At 43.7% G+C, this 20,400-nt stretch carries 17 protein-coding genes; 3 read left to right on the forward strand and 14 right to left on the reverse strand.

The window, feature by feature from the left end; genetic code table 11:
- Positions 1–78: 78 nt before the first annotated feature.
- The 9 genes from melB to PK654_RS22080 all read right to left on the reverse strand — a co-directional run bounded on the left by melB (position 79) and on the right by PK654_RS22080 (position 11,524).
- Complete coding sequence (melB, locus tag PK654_RS22040) at positions 79–1,479, reverse strand: melibiose:sodium transporter MelB (protein ID WP_271699618.1); 1,401 nt, start codon at positions 1,477–1,479, stop codon at positions 79–81.
- Positions 1,480–1,530: 51 nt separating this feature from the next.
- Positions 1,531–3,516, reverse strand: coding sequence for an alpha-amylase family protein (locus PK654_RS22045; RefSeq protein WP_271699619.1), 1,986 nt, complete (start codon positions 3,514–3,516; stop codon positions 1,531–1,533).
- Positions 3,517–3,600: 84 nt separating this feature from the next.
- A complete protein-coding gene (locus PK654_RS22050; protein WP_271699620.1) occupies positions 3,601–4,248 on the reverse strand; it encodes an L-fuculose-phosphate aldolase in 648 nt (215 codons plus the stop codon).
- A gap of 104 nt (positions 4,249–4,352) precedes the next feature.
- Positions 4,353–5,252: a DeoR/GlpR family DNA-binding transcription regulator gene (locus PK654_RS22055; RefSeq protein ID WP_333909666.1), complete on the reverse strand. Its 900-nt coding sequence runs from the start codon at positions 5,250–5,252 to the stop codon at positions 4,353–4,355.
- A gap of 139 nt (positions 5,253–5,391) precedes the next feature.
- Entirely contained in the window at positions 5,392–6,273 is an 882-nt protein-coding gene (locus PK654_RS22060; RefSeq protein ID WP_271699622.1) for a diguanylate cyclase domain-containing protein, read from the reverse strand.
- A 41-nt stretch (positions 6,274–6,314) separates the two neighbouring features.
- Complete coding sequence (locus PK654_RS22065) at positions 6,315–8,483, reverse strand: ATP-binding protein (protein WP_271699623.1); 2,169 nt, start codon at positions 8,481–8,483, stop codon at positions 6,315–6,317.
- Between the two features lie 367 nt (positions 8,484–8,850).
- Complete coding sequence (locus tag PK654_RS22070) at positions 8,851–9,189, reverse strand: hypothetical protein (protein ID WP_271699624.1); 339 nt, start codon at positions 9,187–9,189, stop codon at positions 8,851–8,853.
- Positions 9,190–9,452: 263 nt separating this feature from the next.
- A complete protein-coding gene (locus tag PK654_RS22075; protein ID WP_271700745.1) occupies positions 9,453–10,997 on the reverse strand; it encodes a glutamate synthase-related protein in 1,545 nt (514 codons plus the stop codon).
- Positions 10,998–11,323: 326 nt separating this feature from the next.
- Positions 11,324–11,524, reverse strand: a complete 201-nt coding sequence (locus PK654_RS22080) for a hypothetical protein (protein ID WP_271699626.1) — start codon at positions 11,522–11,524, stop codon at positions 11,324–11,326.
- 369 nt (positions 11,525–11,893) lie between these two features.
- On the opposite strand from PK654_RS22080, the gene PK654_RS22085 reads away from it, so the two are divergent.
- From PK654_RS22085 to PK654_RS22095, 3 genes are all read left to right on the forward strand, one after another.
- Positions 11,894–12,166 (forward strand): D-fructose-6-phosphate amidotransferase, encoded by a 273-nt coding sequence (locus tag PK654_RS22085; protein ID WP_271699628.1) that lies wholly within the window; start codon positions 11,894–11,896, stop codon positions 12,164–12,166.
- A gap of 119 nt (positions 12,167–12,285) precedes the next feature.
- Complete coding sequence (locus tag PK654_RS22090; RefSeq protein ID WP_271699629.1) at positions 12,286–13,188, forward strand: LysR family transcriptional regulator; 903 nt, start codon at positions 12,286–12,288, stop codon at positions 13,186–13,188.
- 82 nt (positions 13,189–13,270) lie between these two features.
- Positions 13,271–13,870: a short chain dehydrogenase gene (locus PK654_RS22095; RefSeq protein ID WP_271699630.1), complete on the forward strand. Its 600-nt coding sequence runs from the start codon at positions 13,271–13,273 to the stop codon at positions 13,868–13,870.
- Positions 13,871–13,922: 52 nt separating this feature from the next.
- Here the strand turns inward: PK654_RS22095 and PK654_RS22100 are convergent, their stop codons facing one another.
- From PK654_RS22100 to PK654_RS22120, 5 genes are all read right to left on the reverse strand, one after another.
- A complete protein-coding gene (locus PK654_RS22100) occupies positions 13,923–15,542 on the reverse strand; it encodes a methyl-accepting chemotaxis protein (protein ID WP_271699631.1) in 1,620 nt (539 codons plus the stop codon).
- A 41-nt stretch (positions 15,543–15,583) separates the two neighbouring features.
- Positions 15,584–16,168 (reverse strand): D-sedoheptulose 7-phosphate isomerase, encoded by a 585-nt coding sequence (lpcA, locus tag PK654_RS22105; protein ID WP_271699633.1) that lies wholly within the window; start codon positions 16,166–16,168, stop codon positions 15,584–15,586.
- Between the two features lie 117 nt (positions 16,169–16,285).
- Complete coding sequence (locus PK654_RS22110) at positions 16,286–17,161, reverse strand: sugar phosphate isomerase/epimerase family protein (protein ID WP_271699634.1); 876 nt, start codon at positions 17,159–17,161, stop codon at positions 16,286–16,288.
- A gap of 78 nt (positions 17,162–17,239) precedes the next feature.
- Complete coding sequence (locus PK654_RS22115; RefSeq protein WP_271699636.1) at positions 17,240–18,379, reverse strand: Gfo/Idh/MocA family protein; 1,140 nt, start codon at positions 18,377–18,379, stop codon at positions 17,240–17,242.
- Positions 18,380–18,460: 81 nt separating this feature from the next.
- Entirely contained in the window at positions 18,461–19,807 is a 1,347-nt protein-coding gene (locus PK654_RS22120; protein ID WP_271699638.1) for a hypothetical protein, read from the reverse strand.
- Between the last annotated feature and the right edge of the window lie 593 nt (positions 19,808–20,400).

The raw sequence follows: 20,400 nt of genomic DNA on the forward strand, positions 1-20,400 counted from the left end.
AACGAAACGCCATTAATCAGTTAGTCAGCTAGCCAAAAGGTCGCAACAGCGACCTTTTGATAGTCAGTTGCACTCAAGTCACACAGTGACTTCTTCGTTACTAACTTCTGCTGAGCAAGCCATTTTCTTCTGATGATTTTTATTTCTTTCAAGAGATTGTTTTACCTCATCAAGATAGTCTCCTTTTAATTTATAAAAACGGGAATAAATGTAATATGAGATAGCTGCGACAATGACAGGGAAAACTAGGAAGAGAAACCGCATACTTGCTATTGTCTCTGGTGATTGGGTTTCATTAGGGACATAACCGCTAACAGTTAATACTATGCCCATAATAAATCCCGTTGCTGCATTACCCAATTTAAACTGCATAGGCATTGCTGCAAATATTACTCCCTCTGCCCGCTTACCAGTTTTAAGCTCGCCATAATCCATACAGTCGGTAAGCATAATTATCATCAATACCAACATGAAGCCATGGCCAGCACGAACAAGTATTGAACCAATAGCAATTAGCACAACATTATGTAATGCATAAAAACTGGAATAGGCTAATACGGCACACCCCAGAATAGGTAGCAAATAAGCAATTTTAGTTAAGGTTTCACGGCTTATCTTTTTCAGGACGAAAGGAATAATAAGTTGTGTTATCACTTCTGCTATACCAGCAACTAACATGAAAGTACCAAAAAGCTCCTGACTTTCTACAACATAAGTAAAATAGTAGACAGCAAAGTAAAGAATAGTCCCGACAATATTAAAAAAGAAAAACAACGCCAAGAATATGATAATTAGTTGATCATTACTTTTCAGCATATTCCAGAAATCTTTTAAAGTGTATTGGGGTTTATCTTCTGCTTGCTTTCCCTCTTTAAAATTATATAAAAGCACCATCATAGCTAGAAAAAACAGTACTGCTGCAAATGTTGCAGTCAGGCTAAATCCTCGCCCTTGATCCCCGTCACCTAAATAATCTACTGCTACAAAAAAGAATGAGCCAATCACCATCCATGCGACGCTAATCATGCTGCGTGGCCAAATTACTAAGCTGGCTTTTTCTTCATCTGACTTGGCAACATTTGGCAAAATACACCAGAAAGGAATCTCAATTGCTGTAAATGCCATACCCCACAATATATAAGTAATTGTGATATAAAAATACAGCATACTGCCTTCAAGCCATTGAGCATTAAACATGGCTATAATTAATATCGTGTTAAACAATGCACCGGTAAAAAGCCATACTTTTATTCGGCCAAACCGGCTTTTAGTTTTATCCACCAGTATACCCATCAAAGGATCATTAAATGCATCCCATATTCTTGCCACCAAGAACAAGGTACCAACAAACGCAGGTGACACTCCTAATATATCTGTAAAATAGAACATTGCGTATAATAATACGACACCACAAGTTATATCTTTGCCAAACGCACCTATGCCATAGGCGAGCTTGGTATTTAGTGAAATAGCACTCATACCACTACCTTTTATGTTAATTGATTTTTATAAGAAATAAATTAATGGAAATTAATACTGAATTTCTATCATCTGATGACCTATTATTTTTTCCACTAAAAAATAAACTCTGTCACTTATCTTTTTGAACTCAACCTCAATATCCTGTGGAACCAGTTTTATTGATTTAACATCAACATCATATTTTATAGAGAAGTCCACTTTATAAATGGGAATAACATCTTCAACAATGAGAGTTTCATCAGATTTACGTTCAGGAATGTAATGCAATAGATGTAACACATCCCGGTTTTTTATTTGTTGAGCATTTAATGCAGTAATAAGGCTACCGGGACCATTGTGTCGTAACAAAGGCTCTGGTAATAGCATGTCAATTGCATCTAATACCATTTTTTTAACCCAAATAGGTGCGTTTTTTACAAACTGATTAAAAACCGGGTGACAAAAATAAATACCACTACTACTTTGAACTACACCTGGATAACCCACCTGACCAGAAGAAGGTGTATGCATGTGCGAACAGAAGTGCTGCCACGTACGATTAAAATAGGGCTTCACCACATTACACAAAACTTTGCTAGTTGGTAACGGCAATACCTCGAGCCCTTTTAGGTACATCACATGTTCAGTTTTCGGTAAATCTTTACCTATTGACTCACCAGGCAGCAAATAGTCAGGGCTAAATGGCGCATCTCCGATATATGACACTCCAAATAAATCACTACTAAAGCTGGCCTCCTCTGGTTTCAAACCTGACTTATAGGTAGCAAGAACCTTACCTCCTTGCTCACAATAACTACGAAGACGTTTATCCAGAACTTCATCGACAGGCACTTCATCAGGCAGTATCAGCAGTTTGTATTGTTCAAAATCAGCTCTACTATCGATAATGTCAAATTGATGCCCTCCTTCTACTAATATACGCGTCACACCATGGAGCACCTTGGCTTGATCCCAAAACTCAACGGTCAGAGTAAACTCTTCCGGATTAAGAACACCAATATCTGTTTTGGCTTTTGCTGCAACGCACCATGGTTCGACATCTTTAACCTGACGATAGACTTCACCGACAAGATCATAGGTTGCCTTTGAAGGCTGACCATCAGGGTGTAGCTGATCACCTATCGAGCACTTACCATTCATTGCCAGCATATGGAATACTTCAAACTCCAATGCAGCTTGGTTCTTAAACGAATGCATATCACCCCAAGAGGTATGAAACTTCCCTGTCATTCCTATAAAGTCATAACCTAATGTTCTGGCATAACGTACAACCGCCGGAAAATGTCCATATCCCCATTCTCCGGTTGGTAATGATTCAACTTCCAGATGACTATAGTGTTCAATCGAGTCTCTTGTATCAGGAGCAATATGGCCCTGATTATAGAAAATCTCACAATGTGGATTAAAACCACGAATATGTGCAGATATTTCCTTTTTAAACCCTTTCATCATCTCAATGGCAAATACCATTCGATCATCTTTTTCACTGGGATTTAATCCCTGCGCTTTCATATCTGCACGACACCAGCGACATGAGCAGTCAATAACTTTGACAATATCAAGGAACAAGCCCGTTACCGGAAACGTGCCAAACAACTCAGAAATATGCTCTTTTAACCATCCTCTGTATGGCGTGTTTACACACAGTGCACGACGAAATGTTGGTTCATATAAACCTTCGGTCATCTCACCCTGTTCACCAACGACATGCCATTCCGGGTTGTGCATTGAGATGTACTCATCCCACTGAACAGTAGTATAAATCGGAACCCGGATACCCCTATCTCTTAGAGACTGAACTTGCTCTACTAATAAGTTCTTATTGACTAAGTTGGGATGAATCCGTTCAGAATTACACTTTGATGGATAGTACATATAGCCATGGTGGCAACGGGCAAAACATGTCACTGAATTAACGCACGCATCAACAAACATATCCGCAAACTGCTGCTTATCAAACGAGCCGCCTACATCAGGAATATGTTGACTGGTATGAAAGTCAAGGTGAACTTGACGAAAAGCAATATCTTCCATAATTCGTACCTTATAAAGCTATTAATGAATGTTTATGACATCCTGACCCGACAAGACATCATGTGAGTAACCTAATAACTTGCCTCAACTCTCTACTCTCAACCCGTAAGATTTGAACTTGTCGAGCACCACTTCCATTTCGTTTTGAGGCAGAACGGCAACATCAGCCGTGACAGATAAGGTTTTAAGGTAAAGCTCTGCCAGTACTTCTGTTTCATGAGCCAGCCATAGCGCCTTATCCAGATCAGACTCACCAGCGATCAGTCCGTGATGTTGAAGTAAAATAACCTTGCTGTTTGCGATTCCCTCACCGACATAGCGGGCAAGCTCTTTGCTGCCGAAAGTCGCATAAGGGACACATGGGATCTCATGACTACCTGAAGCGGCCACCATGTAGTGAATTGCCGGAATTGAGCGATTTAAAATCGAGACTGCCGTACTATTAACTGCATGATTATGAACCACAGCGTTAATCTCACTGCGGACTTGATAGCAAACTAAATGAAATAGCCATTCTGACGATGGCAGCTTCCCTTGTTCGAACTCTCCTTCACTGCTAACAAACGTAATATGCTCTGGAGTCAATTTGTGATACTGGATTCCCGTCGGGGTAATCAACATTCCATCTTGGTAACGAACGCTTACATTACCTGCCGTCCCCTGATTTAAACCTAGCCTCGTCATTTCAAGGCAAGTCTCGATAATCTTTTCACTCAACTCATTTCTGTTCATGAATAACATCCTTAACGGGCTTTACACCGTTATTTAATGTAACGATGGCATGCTTAGCCTATTTACCTTAAAAAAACAGCAACTTAATTAGGCGAAGTATTTCTTTATCTATCGGTAATCACTTTTGTTAACCCATTTAAATCACATAGTTTGAACAAACTTTTCTTGCCATATTTTGACCTGTCAGCAATCAATACCACCTGTTTAGAGATGGCCATTAACGTCTGTTTGATTTGATAGTTATACTCATTGGAATCCCACACACCTGATTGTTCGTCAAAGCCAACACAAGAGATAAAGCTGACATCCGCAGACATGTTTGAGAGCGAATTAATCGCGACAGAACCATAAAAACTGCCATATTTAGCTGAATAACGTCCGCCAGAACAGATAACACGAATATTGTCTTTTCCTTCCAACGCCAGAATATTCTTTAATGAGTTGGTAATTACCGTGCAATTAATGTTTGGCATTTGCAGAGATAGGCACCAACTTGATGAACTTGCATCTAGGCCGATAACCATATGCTCTTTAATTTGAGTCAGGGCTTCTTTAACCAAACTTTCTTTTATTTTGAGGTTATCTTTAGAGCGCTCTGAAAAGGGGCGTCCTACATCAGTACTACTGGATTTGATACTGATAACTGCACCATGTACTCTTTTGATCACTCCCTGCTCATCCAGCTTCCTCAGGTCACGACGCATGGTTTCGACCGAAACATCAAATTTGTCAGCCAAATCACGTACAGTGACCTTTTCAGATGCATTGATAAACTCTAATACTTTGGTTTTTCTCATAAAATGCCCCCTCCAACTGTTCTTTAAATTATCAGCAACATGCATGACCGTTAGTGATAATGGTCTTCCTATGGTCAAAATCGGATATTTTTTCTGCATTTTTGCGACCGAACGGTCAAACGGGCAAACGGTCATCAACAGAATTGGAGAGGGTAGAAAAAGAGACGCTAACAACGGACAGAAGGGGATAATTACTGGAATTGACACCCTGCCTGCTAACGAAAAGCTTAGCGGACTATGGTGTCACTTAGGTATACAAATATCGAAGAGAAAATTTAGATAATACGGTTCGAATCAACCACTGTAGTTACACAAGATTATTGACAGGGTCTACAAACGTGACTCCTTAACTGCTACTCACTACCCGGTTTTTACCATTCGCTTTAGCCTGATACATAGCCAGATCGGCTTCTTTCACAATCTCAGAAAAGTGTTTTCCGTTATGGCTTTCAGCTACGCCCATGCTGGCCGTCACTTGGGTATCTTCTGATTCCCGTATCGACTGCAGTAATGAGTTGGCTAATACAGAAGCTTGCTGTTTACGGCTTTGAGGGAGCAGAATAATAAACTCTTCGCCACCCCAGCGGGCTGCATAGCCAGTTCCTTCCAGTAGTTCCATAGTATGACGGGCAATACTCACCAGCACCTGATCACCAACATGGTGACCTTGTGAGTCATTCACCTTTTTGAAGTCGTCGATATCAAACAGAATAATGGCATATTTGTCTGACTGACTTTCCCCCAGCGCATCCATTTTCCGCCGGTTAAGCAGGCCGGTTAACGTGTCAGTTTCTGCCAGCTTCTTCAGTTCACGGTTTCGCTCTATCAACTTACGCTGCAACGAAACGATCTGCGAATGGTTTTTTACTCTGGCAATCACTTCCATGACTTCAAACGGTTTTTGAATATAATCGACACCGCCAACCTGAAACGCTCGTACTTTATCCTGAACATTGTCCAGAGCACTAAGAAAAATGATAGGAATATTGGCAGTTAAGGGGTCTGCTTTAAGCTGGCTACAAACTTCATAGCCGTCCATTCCCGGCATCATAATATCCAGCAGAATAAGATCTGGCTGCTTTTTTTTGCATATCCTCAGGGCTGCACTTCCACTTGCCGCCCCTTTTACTTTATAGCCTTCAGCATCCAGTAACTGGGTAAGCAACTTTATGTTTTCTACCGTGTCATCAACGATCAGTATTTCTGTTTGCGAATTATCGAAAGGCATAATTTACTTACCGGCAACTGATAAGCTGCCAGCACTCCTGTTTACTTATGTTGAAAAAGCTCAAACAGATCATCGAACTGATAGTTTTCAACCAACTCAACCAACTGACTACGTAATTCTCTCTCTTCGACAAGTTGTTCAAAAAGACAAAACAGTTCTTGCTGGTCTCCCTGTTCTGCGGCATCAATAACGCTGGCCATTTGCTCCGCTGTCAGCAGCATCTGCAAACTTTCCCTGTCAAGCTTGCTGGTGCTACTGTTATTCTCTTCAGCAACTTCACCCTCATAGACATACTCTATGCCAAGGTGCTTGCTCATAATGTGGAACAGCTCCTGTGGAAGAAATGGCTTGCGGGCAAAATCATCCATACCAGCCTTTAGCATCTCTTCAACTTCATCGTTAAAAACACTGGCGGTTAAAGCTGCGATTTTTACATCACTATTATGCTCTGCGAGGCGGATTTCTTTGGTTGCCTGTAAACCGTCTTTCACCGGCATTCGGCGATCCATCCAGATAAAGTCCGGGCTCCAGCTTTTATGCAGGTTGACAGCTTCCTCACCGTCCTGAGCAAGTTTCACAGTAAAACCTGCTTCGCTAAGCAAGGTAGTAATCAGTTTCTGATTATCTACCTGATCTTCCGCCACCAGAACCTTAGGACTGATCGTTCCCTCTTTCAGGCCAAGCACCCTCAGTGATCCAGACATTGAGGTTTTCTCAGCCTTACTTTCATCATTGGAAACATTCATATCTAATTTGAAAGTGAATACCGAACCTTCACCAGGCGCACTGCTCACTTCCAACTGGCCGCCCATCAGTTCTACAAACTGACGGCTAATACTCAAGCCAAGACCAGTTCCCCCCTGAGTGGTTACAGAACCTACCTGCTCAAAAGGTTTGAAAATTCTGTCCAGATCAGCCTGTTCGATGCCAATACCTGTATCACTGACCTTAAAACTTACTTTGTGCCTGCCTTCTCCGGTATTCAGGCTATTAACTTGTATGTTTACATAACCGTTGTCGGTAAATTTAATGGCGTTACCAATCAGGTTAATCAGAATCTGGCGGGTCTTAATTGCATCACCGGAGACAAACTTCGGCACTCCTACATCAATATCGCACTGAAAGCAAAGCTGCTTCTGCATCGCCTTCATCTGCATCAGCTCTCTGACTTCTTCAACCACTTCCCTGAAGTTAAACCATTTATGTTCCACCACATTGTGTCCGGCATCGATCTTAGACATATCCAGAACATCGTTGATAAGCGACAATAAGTGTTCACCGGAACGATTAATGATCTCCAGATACTCCTGATGCTGAGGAATAAGACGCTCATCATTTTTTAATATCTGAGAATATCCCAGAATAGCATTGAGTGGGGTACGCAACTCATGGCTCATATTGGCCAGAAAGATTGACTTGGCGCGGTTTGCTACCTCGGCTTTATCACGGGTCTCTGTTAACTTTTGTTGCAGATCTTTTAGTTTATCAACGTCAACATGGATACCGTTCATTCGGGTAACGACACCATTTTCATCCCGTTCGAATACCTTGCCCTGATCGAGGATCCACTTCCAGCTACCGTCTCCGCATTTCACCCGGAACTCAGCGTGATAAAGCTCGGTTTTTCCCTCGAGGTGTTCCTGAATTTTCCGGGTAGTTGACTCGAGATCATCGGGGTGAACTAATGTACCCCACTTTTCAATACCGTTTACAATCTCAGAAAACAGCGAGTCGTCGGCAAGAATCTCTTCCGGTGGCAACTTTTTCTGAGTCGCCCATGTACGGTTACCGACAATCCGGCCTTTGGAAGGGTTATAGTCCCAGATACCTATGTTGGCACCCTGCATAGCCAAATCGAGCCGTTCAATATCTTTTTCCAGATACTGCACTGTCTCCTTCAGTTTTGTCGTTTCAGTGATCTCTTTCAGCCAGAGATACCGCTCACCCTCTTGGCTCATCACATCAAGACGAAGCTGCCATACCTCTTCCTTCACTGTAATCAGGTCATAAGGGTACTCCGCACAGACTGGCTGACTCAGCCAGAGCCGAAACCCCTGGTCAGAAATACAATCCGATAGAGCAACACCAACGCACGGTTGAAATGTCCATACTTCAGCTTGCCTCGCCTTAAGGTTCATTTCCCTGATTGTTCCCTGACCATCTACTACTATCAAGCCGACAGGTAACGTATCTATATTCAGCTGCATCATAAATTGTCGTTGATTTACCGTGTTATCTAATCAAAAAGTGAAAATAGCGGAGCTCATATTATCGAATATTGAGCTTTTCAATAAAGTTAATCTCTAAGCCAACAAAGTGTTTAGTTTATTCTAATAAACATTGATTATGGGAAATTGGCTGAGCACTGTCCAGAATCATATGTGACTAATGTCTTATTTTAATGCCGTGCTTTTAGGAAAGATTTCAGAGTTGAGAGCTAATAACAAATCTAGGTCAATTTTGGCGAAGTTACAGCAAATGGTAAAGAAAATGATGCTAAATGTTGTAAACCTTTTCTGTTGAAAAGATTTATAACACTTGGAAATTAACAGGCAAAACGCCCCGGCTACCGCTTAATCAGTAAGGAACAAATCTGCGGCAACTACACCACGCCACAATAGTTGCTACTAAAGTAAAAACCATTAAACAGGGAAAGACAAACAGTAAATGAATAAGGAAAGGAGCCGACCAGATAAGTCGTTCGTTTTTATATAACTGGAATATCACTATCAGAGCGGAAAGTAATGCCGAAGCAACAAACAGCACCAGCCCTAAACCTGCTATCTCATTACCTTGTGACCAAAGCATAGCATTTCGGTAAACTTCCGGTAGATCCCGTGTCATCAGTGCCAGAACATAAAGAAACACCAGAGCAGAAAAGCTAACCACCGCTCTTTGAATCAGCTCAAATCTCATCCTCGAATATCCCTAACTTTCACTATCCACAGCGGACTGACAGAGATAAGAAACAGAACAAGCTCAGTTCCATTTCAATGTATTCACAGTCAGCGAGTATTGGGTAAGGAACAATTAATTAACCCTATAGATTACGAGTGTATTAAAGAGATAGGGTTGCAAATGCAACCGCTATCACAATCGTGAAAATTAACTTATCTCCGTATCAGAACTGTGAGCTACTGACTAAGATAGCTTCTAGCCAACGCAATAGAGCCGTATGACTAGAACGGCATAATTCCTGAGTAGCGAACACCGGAAAGCTGTGCCATCTCCCTATTCCACGTGGCAAGATCTTCACAGTTAAACTGGTTTAGATGGTTATGCCCGCAAGCTCTTGCCATCACACTCATCAATTCTGTCGATGCTTCAAAGAAGTTCTTAAGTTGATGAGAGGCTTTTTCTACGTTCAGTCTTTGCCTTAAATCCGCTTTCTGAGTTGCAATTCCGGCAGGGCAGTTATTGGTATTACACATTCTGGCAGCGACACAACCAATTGATTGCATTGCACTATTAGAGACAGCAACCCCGTCAGCTCCCAGCGCCATTGCCTTAACAAAGTCCATAGGTACACGCAAACCACCGGTAATAATCAATGTTACTTTGCCGCTGGCACCAACCTTATCAAGATAGTGTCTGGCACGGGCTAATGCCGGAATTGTCGGTACACTAATATGATCGCGGAACATCTCAGGCGCAGCACCTGTACCTCCTCCGCGGCCGTCAAGAATGATGTAATCCGCTCCTACATCCAGAGCAAACTGAATATCTTGTTCAATATGATTAGCACTTAGTTTAAAACCAACGGGAATTCCACCGCTGACCTCTCTTACACGATCGGCAAACTGTCTGAAATCCTTCACCGTATGGAGATGCTTAAAAGTAGGAGGTGAAATAGCGGCAGTGCCCGCTTCCAATCCACGCACTTCGGCGATTTTTCCGATGTTCTTCGCCGCTGGCAAATGGCCGCCAGTTCCGGTTTTAGCGCCCTGCCCACCTTTAAAATGGAATGCCTGAACACGTTTGAGTATGGATTCCTGATAACCAAAGCCCGCACTGGCCAGCTCATAAAAATAGCGTGAGTTTGCGACCTGCTCCTCAGGTAACATGCCCCCTTCACCGGAACAAATTCCGGTACCTGCCAACTCAGCCCCTGTTGCTAATGATATTTTTGCCTCTTGTGATAAAGCACCGAAACTCATATCAGATACGAACAGCGGGATATCCAGTTTAAGAGGCTTTTTCGCCTGCGGCCCGATAATCAGTTCCGTAGCTACCGGTACATCTTCCATCAGAGGCTTTGTCGCCATCTGCGCCACCATAATCTGGATATCATCCCAGTGGGGCAATAAGTGTCTTGGGACTCCCATGGAGGTCATTGGCCCGTGATGGCCCATTTTTGACAACCCTTCCCTTGCCAGTTGATGAATAAACTCTACCGTAGGCTCCTGCTCAGTCGCAACGGCAGCCGGCATCTTATCGGCGCTCTGAATCTGAACGCCCGGCCCCTCTTTGCCAAGATCTTTGTCAGAGAACTGCTTATGGGCTCCGTCGCAAAACGGCTGATTTTGAGAGTGTTTGCAGCGACACAAGTAGGCATCACCATCTTCATCAGGGGAGAATCGTTTCGGCTTAAAATTTGTACCGGCATGGGAGCCATCACAAAAGGGCTGTTTTCCCGAACGGCCACAGGTACAAAAGTAGTAATCTTGCCCGGCAGTGAGTTCAACTTTTATCGGTTTAATGTCGGCAATTACTGGCTTACTCATCATCCATTTCTCCCAGATTCCTGTTCACCAGATAGCAATGCCCGGTGAAATCCTTTTTTTAAAGTAAAGGAAGAAAAAGCGATATGTTCAATATAGATATAACGAAGCTAAAGGGATGTGTGACAGAAAGGCTGAATATTAAGAGAGATTATAAAGATAGAAAAAGAGGTTCAGATTAAGAACAAAAGGCATTCCCTGCCATCTGTGCTTTTGCGCTTATAAAAGAAGTTAAGCGCCAGATTATACACTGCCGTCTCTGAAGCCTGAGTCAGAATACAGAAGCGTTAGTTGTTTCTATTAATATAACTTAGTAAGTGCCGTACAACTTATGCAGCGTGACGTGCAACTTCGTGCGGGTATACGCGCATACCAGTTTGAGTGTTTTCATAAACAGACAGCTCAGCAAGATATGACCAGTCGTAAGTTTTAGTTCCAGTTTGCATAGACAGACGCTCAATAACAGTATCGATATGACGGCCAGCATAGTCTTTATTAGGTACAAATAGTTGTTTGATAACAGATAGCATAGTGACTCTCCACTTTTGTAATTAAATTACCATTTTGTTGGATTAAATAATAATACATCTTACTAGTGTGATCAAGATCTCTTTTTATCTGTATTTAAAATTTCATATTTGTGTAATTTTACCACATTAACTCCTTTATTTAACGGTCATGGTAGCGGAGAGTTTTCGTCACTCTTCTCAACCATTTAATTATCCTTTTACCTCATGGGCAATTTCACTTAAAGCAACCCTGTTCATACTTGATTCAACCCTCAATATATAAAACTTATTTCTTATTAAGCTTGAGTGCCCATTTGATTAAAATCAAAATTATCCGCTCAACTGAGGCGTAAATTGATTGTTCTGAAGGAATACAGAGGAGAAATTACAATGATGTATAAACACTATCTTAGAGAGTTTTTGGGGCTGGCTTTTATTGTTTCCGTCGTACTTGGTACTCTTAGTCTGCTATTAGATTTGCTGGCTGCTTTCGCCTACTGGAACCATGAAGAGCTTATTGCCAATCTGTTTCTGCACGAGTCTCTCTACTTTATCGTTTTCATTATTCCCCCTTACTTTATTGCTAAGTATATCAACCGCTCTGAGTTAACTAAGGCATCGGGCGATTATCTGAAGATGAAAAGAATTGCCGAAAACATCTAGGTCACTTGGGTATATACTATCTTTTAACTATTGGTTGTAAGTTATATAACTAATAGTTGAAAGATAGCGATAGTGAAAGTCGCTACAATCAGAATGGATTTTAGTGATAAGAGGCAACTATGATTCCCTCCCAGCTTCCCCTTTTTATTGCAGCCGCACAGGAAGGCAGTTTCTCTGCCGCAGGACGAGGGCTCGGTATCTCCGCCGCCGCAGTCAGTAAGGGCATTGCCATTCTGGAGAAGAAGACCAGTGTCAGGCTTTTTCATCGTAATACGCGCCAGTTTTCCCTGACAGAAGATGGCGCAACGCTCTACCAACAAGTGACTCCTCTGCTGTCTGAAATAGAGAGCAGTATTGACGGTATGACAGAGCAAAACCGAAACCCGTCCGGCAAAATACGGGTTAACCTGCCCGACAGTTTTGGCCGCAGTTTTATCATACCGCATATTCCGGAGTTTCTCAGACGCTACCCTGATATCCAGTTAGATCTTGTCTTTGATGACAGAGTGCTGGACATAGTAGACGAAGGGTTTGATGTTGGTGTCGGGAATCAAATTAATGAGGACAGTCGCCTTGTTGCCCGCCCAATCTACTCCATGCAGGGAGGCATTTTTGCCAGCAAAACCTACCAGCAAGAGCAGGGGTTACCACAGTCGATTGAACAACTCTCAGATCATAACTGCATTGCTTATAAGCCCCTCACCTCCGGCAGAAACTTTTCATGGCCGCTGAAGGATAGTCAGGGAGAACATATCCAGTATACTCCCAGAGGCAACCTGAGCCTGTCGAATATAACCGCAGCCAAAACGGCAATTATGCAAGCTCTTGGGCTGGCTTATATGGGAAGCTGGCATCTGAAAAATGAGCTGGAAAAAGGAGAAATTGTCCCTGTGCTGGAATCCTCCTGGATAACGCCAAAACCTGTCTGGATCTACTACTCATCGCGGCAGAATCTGCCCAGACGAATTCGTCTGTTTATCGATTTTATTGTTGAGAAGCTCTCAGCTTTAACTTCAGGTTGAAGATTAAACAACCTTTGCCCTGCTACTGCATCAGGTAAATTCGCTGAATAATACTCCCGACTCAAAACTGACGGAGAAAAAAATGAAAAAGGTACTTGTTCTAGGTTCAACAGGCTTAATTGGCGGCGCGGTTTCAGAACTTCTGCAAGAGAGCGCTGAGGTTATCGGAGCATCTTTCAACCACCCTGAAAATGCCGTTGATATTTCCGATCCGGAATCACTGAAAGCCCTGTTTGCCAAAGTGGGCAAGGTCGATGCCATTGTTTGTACTGCAGGTGTTGCTGAGCTGGCACCGTGGAACGAAGCTGGCGATGACAAATGGGAGTTTGGCCTGCGTAACAAAATGATGGGACAGATAAACACCATTCGCTTCGGCGAACAGTACGTCAATGACGGCGGCGCTATCGTTCTGTCTACCGGTATTCTTGCCCAGTATCCTTTCCCGGGCAGCGGTATTGTTACCACGGTAAATGCAGCAGTAGAAGCAGCTATCAAAGCCTCTGTAACTGAAATTGAGCGTATCCGCATCAACGCTGTTTCACCGGGCTGGGTTGCCGAAACCATGGTTGCAATGGGTATGGATCCAGAGCCGGGCATGCCGGCAAAACAGGTCGCCCAGCACTATATCGATCTGATTAACCAAAGCACCAGCGGCGATATCGTGATTGCAGCTAAGCAGTAACAGTAGTCACCGATACCCCTCAGCCGCTAATATCTACTATGGTTGAGGGGTATCAAACCCGGAACTTCTCCAGCTCTTGTTCTGTTTCAGAGGCAAGAGACTGAAGTAACACACTGTTCTCCACAATCTTTTCAGCATGCGCAGCTACCTGCCTGCTTCTTGAGAAAATGGCATCTACGTTCTTGTTAATCTCTTCAGCAACAATGGTTTGCTGCTCAGTTGCTGTGGCTACCTGAGTATTTAAATCACTAATCTGCAATGTGTTCTGCTGAATCTGATGCAATGATTCACCGGACTTTTCTGATAGCTCTATAGTCTGCGCCATCTGGCTATTGCTTCTCTCCATTGAGTGATGAGCATTAACAGAAGCGGACTGCAGTTCACCAATAATGGTTTCTATCTCTATCGTTGATTCCTGAGTTCTCTGCGCCAGCACGCGTACCTCATCGGCAACAACTGCAAATCCGCGCCCCTGCTCACCGGCTCTCGCTGCTTCAATGGCTGCATTCAGTGCCAGCAAGTTGGTCTGTTCCGCGATACCTTTTATCACACCCAGAATGGTGCCTATATCATCACTTTTGCTGCGTAGTTCAGCGATCCTCTGATGGCTGGATTCAATTTCCTCACTAAGCTGATGCACACTTGAAATGGCCTGACTGAGCACTTCTCCACCCTGTTCAGCTTTATCTGCCGTATCTCTGGTGCTGGCCGAGGTATTGCTGGCTGTCTGAGCGATATCCTGTACCGTTGTCGACATTTGATTAATGGCCGTCGATGCAAGTTCTGTCTGGGAAAGCTGGCTCTGAATCACTTCGCTGGTCTGGTTGGCAGATTCAGCCATAGCACCGGCACTTCTCTGTACCTGCTGGGTAATTGTTCTCACCGAAGTCACGATAGTTTGTACCTGAGAGACAAAAACGTTAAATGAACGGGCAACCTGAGAAAACTCGTCCCGTGTCTGCTCATCCAGCCTTGCAGTCAAATCCGCATCTCCGCTCGCCACATCGTCCATTGCATGAGTAATCCAGTAAATGCGGCTGAAAATCCCTTTTGCCACGTAATAAAGCACGGCAGAAAGCAGTACCGTCAGCACTAGCGCTATTAAACCCAGTTCTTTGGCAAACAGGCTGAATAGCGCATTCACGTTATCAAAGTAGAGTCCGGTTCCCACATACATGTTCCACGGCTCAAAGCCCATAACATAAGCCACTTTCGGCTCAGGTATCTTCTGCCCCGCTTTAGGCCAGTTATGGTCGTAGAAACCGCCCCCGCTTCTGGCCAGATTAATCAAATCACGGGTCATAGGTCTGCCTGTACCCGGATCTTTTAAATCAATGATGTTCTCCCCTACCAGCTCTGGAGCTCCGCCCATGGCGATAAAGGTTCCCTGATAGTCAACGGCGAAGAAAAATTCCTGCCCGTCATCGTAACGCATGCTGTGAACAATATTGCGATACTGCTCTTTTGCCTCACCCAGAGTCAGTTCTCCCGATACCACCTTTTTGTTCAGGGAGTCCGCTACGCCCACCGTCACCTCAGTCAGAGAGCGAATCTTCTCTTCCAGCAACGCCATCATAAAGTTGTTACTCTGATAGAGAGCTACGGCACTCAAAGTACAGAGCGAAACCACGGTAGATAAGATAACCATCCAGATACGAGTTTTTACAGACATCACCACAACTCCTTAGTCGTCAACTTAATCGCTATAAGTTTCTATTTCAGGCTGCTCATTTGCTTTTCTATCAGCAGAATCAGAATATGGATTACTTTGATATGTACTTCCTGAATACGATCGGCATACCCCAGATGAGGAACCCGGATTTCAATATCAGCAAACTGTTTAAGCGCTCCGCCATCTTTTCCGCTCAAAGCAACGGTGGTCATCCCTTTTGCCTTTGCTTCCCTGAAAGCACGAATCACAGTCTCAGAATTACCGGATGTTGAGATACCAAGAATGGCATCGCCTTTAAAACCCACTGCTTCGACATAGCGGGCGAAGACATTGTCATAGCCAAAATCGTTACCCACACAGGTAATATGACTGGAATCGGAAATAGCGATGGCCGCAAAGCCTTTTCGGTCTTCGCGGTAGCGGCCCGTCAGCTCTTCAGCGAAGTGCATAGCATCGCAGTGAGAACCGCCATTTCCGCAGGAGAGAATTTTGTTGCCACGCAGAAGTGTACCGGCAAACAGCTCAGAAGCCTGCGCGATGCTACTTAGGTTTTCGGGATTATTGATAAAGTCAGCGAGAACGGACTGAGCTTCTGTCAGTTGTTGTTTTATGATTTCTGTGTTCATGGTGTTTAGTTAAGTAAAGAAAAATAGAGATAAGCTCTGTCACTGTGGCAAAGTGCGTCGCTATTTTCCCTTCACAGAAAAGAAAACGGCGCAGAAAGCGCCGTTTCAAGCTTGCAACTAGGCGTTGCGTTCTGCAATCACGGTATTAGATATCTCGCGCAGTTTCTTAACACTGATTCTTACTGCTTCTTCTTCCAGACCAGTCCACTCTTTGTGCGGGAAGTCCACTTCTACCGCAAGGAAGCCCTGGAAATCAGCCTTATCAAGAATGCGGGCAAGTTCAAGGTTGTCTACTAAGCCCATACCTACCGGTACACCAGCAAAGAAGTGCCATGATGTTGGTGGCTCACTGGTATCAACCATCAGATCTTTACAGTGTGTCGCCATAACGTGAGGAGCCAGCTTGCGCATACCCTCAATTGGATCGTCCAGCAGACGCAGGAAGTTACCTGTATCGAAGTTAACACCGAAGTAAGAAGAGTCAACGCCTTCAATGATCTGCATGATCTCATCTGCGGTGTAGTCGATATGATTTTCGATAGCCAGCTTAACGCCAGCTTCTTCTGCGATAACAATCGCTTCACGGAACTGAGCAATAAGAGCTTCAATCTGTGGCTGGTGATCTTCGTGACGGAACATCAGAGAAGAGCCACATACGCGCATTACATCTGCACCGATTGCAACTGCACAACGGATCTGCTCTTTCATATCAGCAAACGCTTCAGGGCTCTGGCCACGCTCCAGACCATCCGGGTGACCCCATGCGTACACACGGTCAAGACCATACTCATCCAGCTTCGCTTTGATCTTAGCCAGAGTTTCTTCATCACGACCCGGCAGGAAGCAAGACTCAAGAGAAACACCATCACAACCAACACTGGCAGCAAAGTCGATAAACTCAAATACCGTCATCTCTTTTTCTGGTTTTTCCTGTCCAGGGTACACTTCGCCGAAAAAGCGGTGGAAACAGTAGCTATCAATTCCGATTTTCATTTTATTTCACCTTAATATTTTTATGTCAGACCGGTAACCCGATGGCTTCCCGGCCATTTAATTCTTGTTTTGTGGCAATTACTCAGGGATCTTAATCCATTTGCCTTCTACACTTGACTGGTAGAAACCTTCCAGAACTTTCATCAGGTGCAGGCCATCTTCAAAAGTGGCGTATTCCACTTCACTCTCAGACTCTTTATCCAGAGAAGCGTAGAACTTAGTAAAGTTATGTTTAAACGCATCCGGGAAGCCTTCTACGTGGCCGTTCGGGTAGGTAGACACTGCCATACTCTCCGGTGATACGTGAGCAGACTTAGTGGCGATCTCATTGTGTTTGTCGCGGTGACCAACCCATAGCTCAGTAATGGAATCTGTATCCCAGTGCACAGAAAGTTCAGTACCGGAAACAATCAGGTCAGTCTTGTTTTTGCGACCCGGCATTACCTGAGAAATAACAGCGGTACCAATCGCGCCATTGTCGAAGCGCATCATCAGGTTACCGTGGTCTTCTGTATTGATTGGGCGCTTGGTGTAAGTCATATCGTCAGAGGCTTCAGCAAAAGTTTCCACTTCACCTTCAGGTTGCAGACGCTCTTCCCATACCGTTGCGTACTGAGCCATAACTTCTACGATTCGTGAGCCGGTTACGTTTTCTGCCAGATCAGCCCAGTGCAAACCGATATCTGCTACACAACGGGAGTTACCGGTGTTTTCACGCTCAACATGCCAGGAGTAGTCTGTCTGCTTAGACATCCAGTCCTGAACATAACCACCGTGTACGTTAAAGATGCGACCCAGCTTTCCATCTTTAACCATCTGACGCATTTCAGTAGGCATAGGGTAAAAACGGTTGTGGAAGTTGATGCCACCTGTCATTCCGGTTTCATTCTTCACTTTCACCATCTCTTCTGCTTCTTGCGGGTTCAGGCAAAGAGGCTTCTCACACATTACGTTAACGCCGGCATGCATTGCATCAACGGTAATCTGGTAGTGAGTATTGTTCGGAGTACATACGTGTACTACATCAAGATCTTCTTTTTCCAGCATCTCTTTGTAGTCGTAGTAGTACTTCTCTACATGCATCAGTTCTGCTTTCTCTTTAGCATTAAAGCTGTCACACACAGCGACAACTTCTACGTTGCCCATACGGCGAAGTGCTTCAACATGACCAAGACCGATAAAACCAGTACCGATAACGGCAGCTCTATACTTTTTCATTTGTTTCATCCTTATTAGAATATTTGTAGAGTCTGACGACAGCCTGCAAACCCCGAGAACTGCCGCCAGATTTAATCTTTATTAGTCAACGACTTTTGCGTTCCAGTTAAATACTTTGGCCATCTGCTGCAGCTTGGCTTTCTGGTTGCCGACAATGATCATCTGGTGGTGGCTGGATAGCTCTTCCATGACCTTTTCACCATCTTTGTAACGGATCAGCGAAGCGTTGAGGGCATCAGTTCCCGGGAACTGCATATACTCTTCAAGTTTCGCCGGAATAATGGCAATTTCGTTAAAGTCCTGATGAATCTTAGCCAGCGTGATATCACCGGTAGGCAGCTCACAGTCAACCATGTAAGCGTTGTCATCTACGATAGAGAGTACTTTCGGCACCATCTTGTACTTGGTACAGAAGTTACGGTTAGCGTTACCGCCGTAGCCGCAGTGCACGCCAAGGGCACAGTTATCCGGCTCTGGTACGTCAGGGAATGCATCCATTCTCTCGTGAGCAATTGCTGCCATACCAACAAGGAAAGGATAGATATTGGTCATCATCAGCGGCTCATACAGGGAGCGGTACATGATATAGGTGCTTAGCATGGTCAAAGTGTCACCCTCACAGCACCAGATAATGTCTTCTTTTTCGAACAACATATTCCAGACAACGCATGGGGTAGTAGCACAGCTGGCGGACTCATTCAGACAGTTAGCGCCGATACCTTCTACGTCACCCACTTCATCAATCACCTCTTTAACGGCGATATAGAGTTTTGCAGGAAGAAGCTGTTGATGCTGGTTAAGGCCTTCGTTTTCTACGTTCCAGCTCTCCCACTCAGCCATCGCTTCTTCGTCAGAGATCTCAGCAGCACGTTCGTTTACTGCTTTCCAGCTGCGGTAGATAATTTGAACGCCGGTGGCTTCTTCCATGCGCTCGGTACACTCTTTTTCCCACCAGTAAAAACGCTTAAAGATCCCCGGCTGCATACCTTCGCCCGGATCGTCCTGAAACATCAGGAACTTGGCACCTTGTTTCAGATGAGATTTCACACCGATTGAGCGAAGAACCACTTTACCCAGTTCAACGTTATAAGGCGAGAATACGTTCATGCCACGGGCACGCAGGTAGGAAACAATTTCCCAGTCCCACATTTCCACCGTACCAAACTTGGATGTCAGAACCACCATTGGCAAGTCGTACTGGCTAAGCTCTTCCTGATGACGGAAAGCGGCAAAAATAAGCTGAGGGAATACGATAGCATCAGCCTCTGCCGGTAACTCTTCTCCCACTACGATTGGGTCAAGAAACTCAGCTTCCTTTCCGTACATCTCTTTCAGTCGCAGCATCTGCTCATCGAATTCCAGTTTTTCCCTGTCATTTGTTTCGCTAAACGTCACAGGGACTAACTTTGCTCTAATATCTAATTTCATTGCTCCCGCCTTTTCTTTTCGAAAACAGTTTATTTTCTTATGCTTCTCATCGCCTCTGAAGACAATGAGTAAACTGTTCTATCTAATTTATGTTTTTACTATACTATTTATTTTCGAAGTGAAAATACGGTTTTTATATATTTGTGCTATTCGTCATATTTCGCAATTTATATTTGTGTTCTAAGTCATGTTTTTTCGAATCACAAAAACATTCTGTTACAAAATTACCACTAAACCGTAAAGCAACTATTAAATTAAGCCATTGTTTTATATAAAAATAAAAGCAAAAAATAAAAGTATCAAAAACAGAAGTACAGCAAGAAAAAAATTACAGTAGTTGAAAGCATTGATTTCGTTACAAAAATAAAAAAGAGTGGCAAGTAACCAGAGGCAAAATGAGAGTGGTATGGCGAAAAGAGGCGATTAATCTCTGTTTCATTTTCGAAATAAAAAAGATGAAAGCGATAACTAACATCAGCTTTCATCTAAATCGAGGGTGGGATCATTATTATAATAAGCCGTTTGCGAGGCTGTTTATGTGAAAACACTGTATTTACAAAATATTGTGTTCACAAAGCTATACGTTAAGAAAG

The sequence above is a fragment of the Vibrio sp. SCSIO 43137 genome, assembly GCF_028201475.1.
Lineage (GTDB): Bacteria > Pseudomonadota > Gammaproteobacteria > Enterobacterales > Vibrionaceae > Vibrio.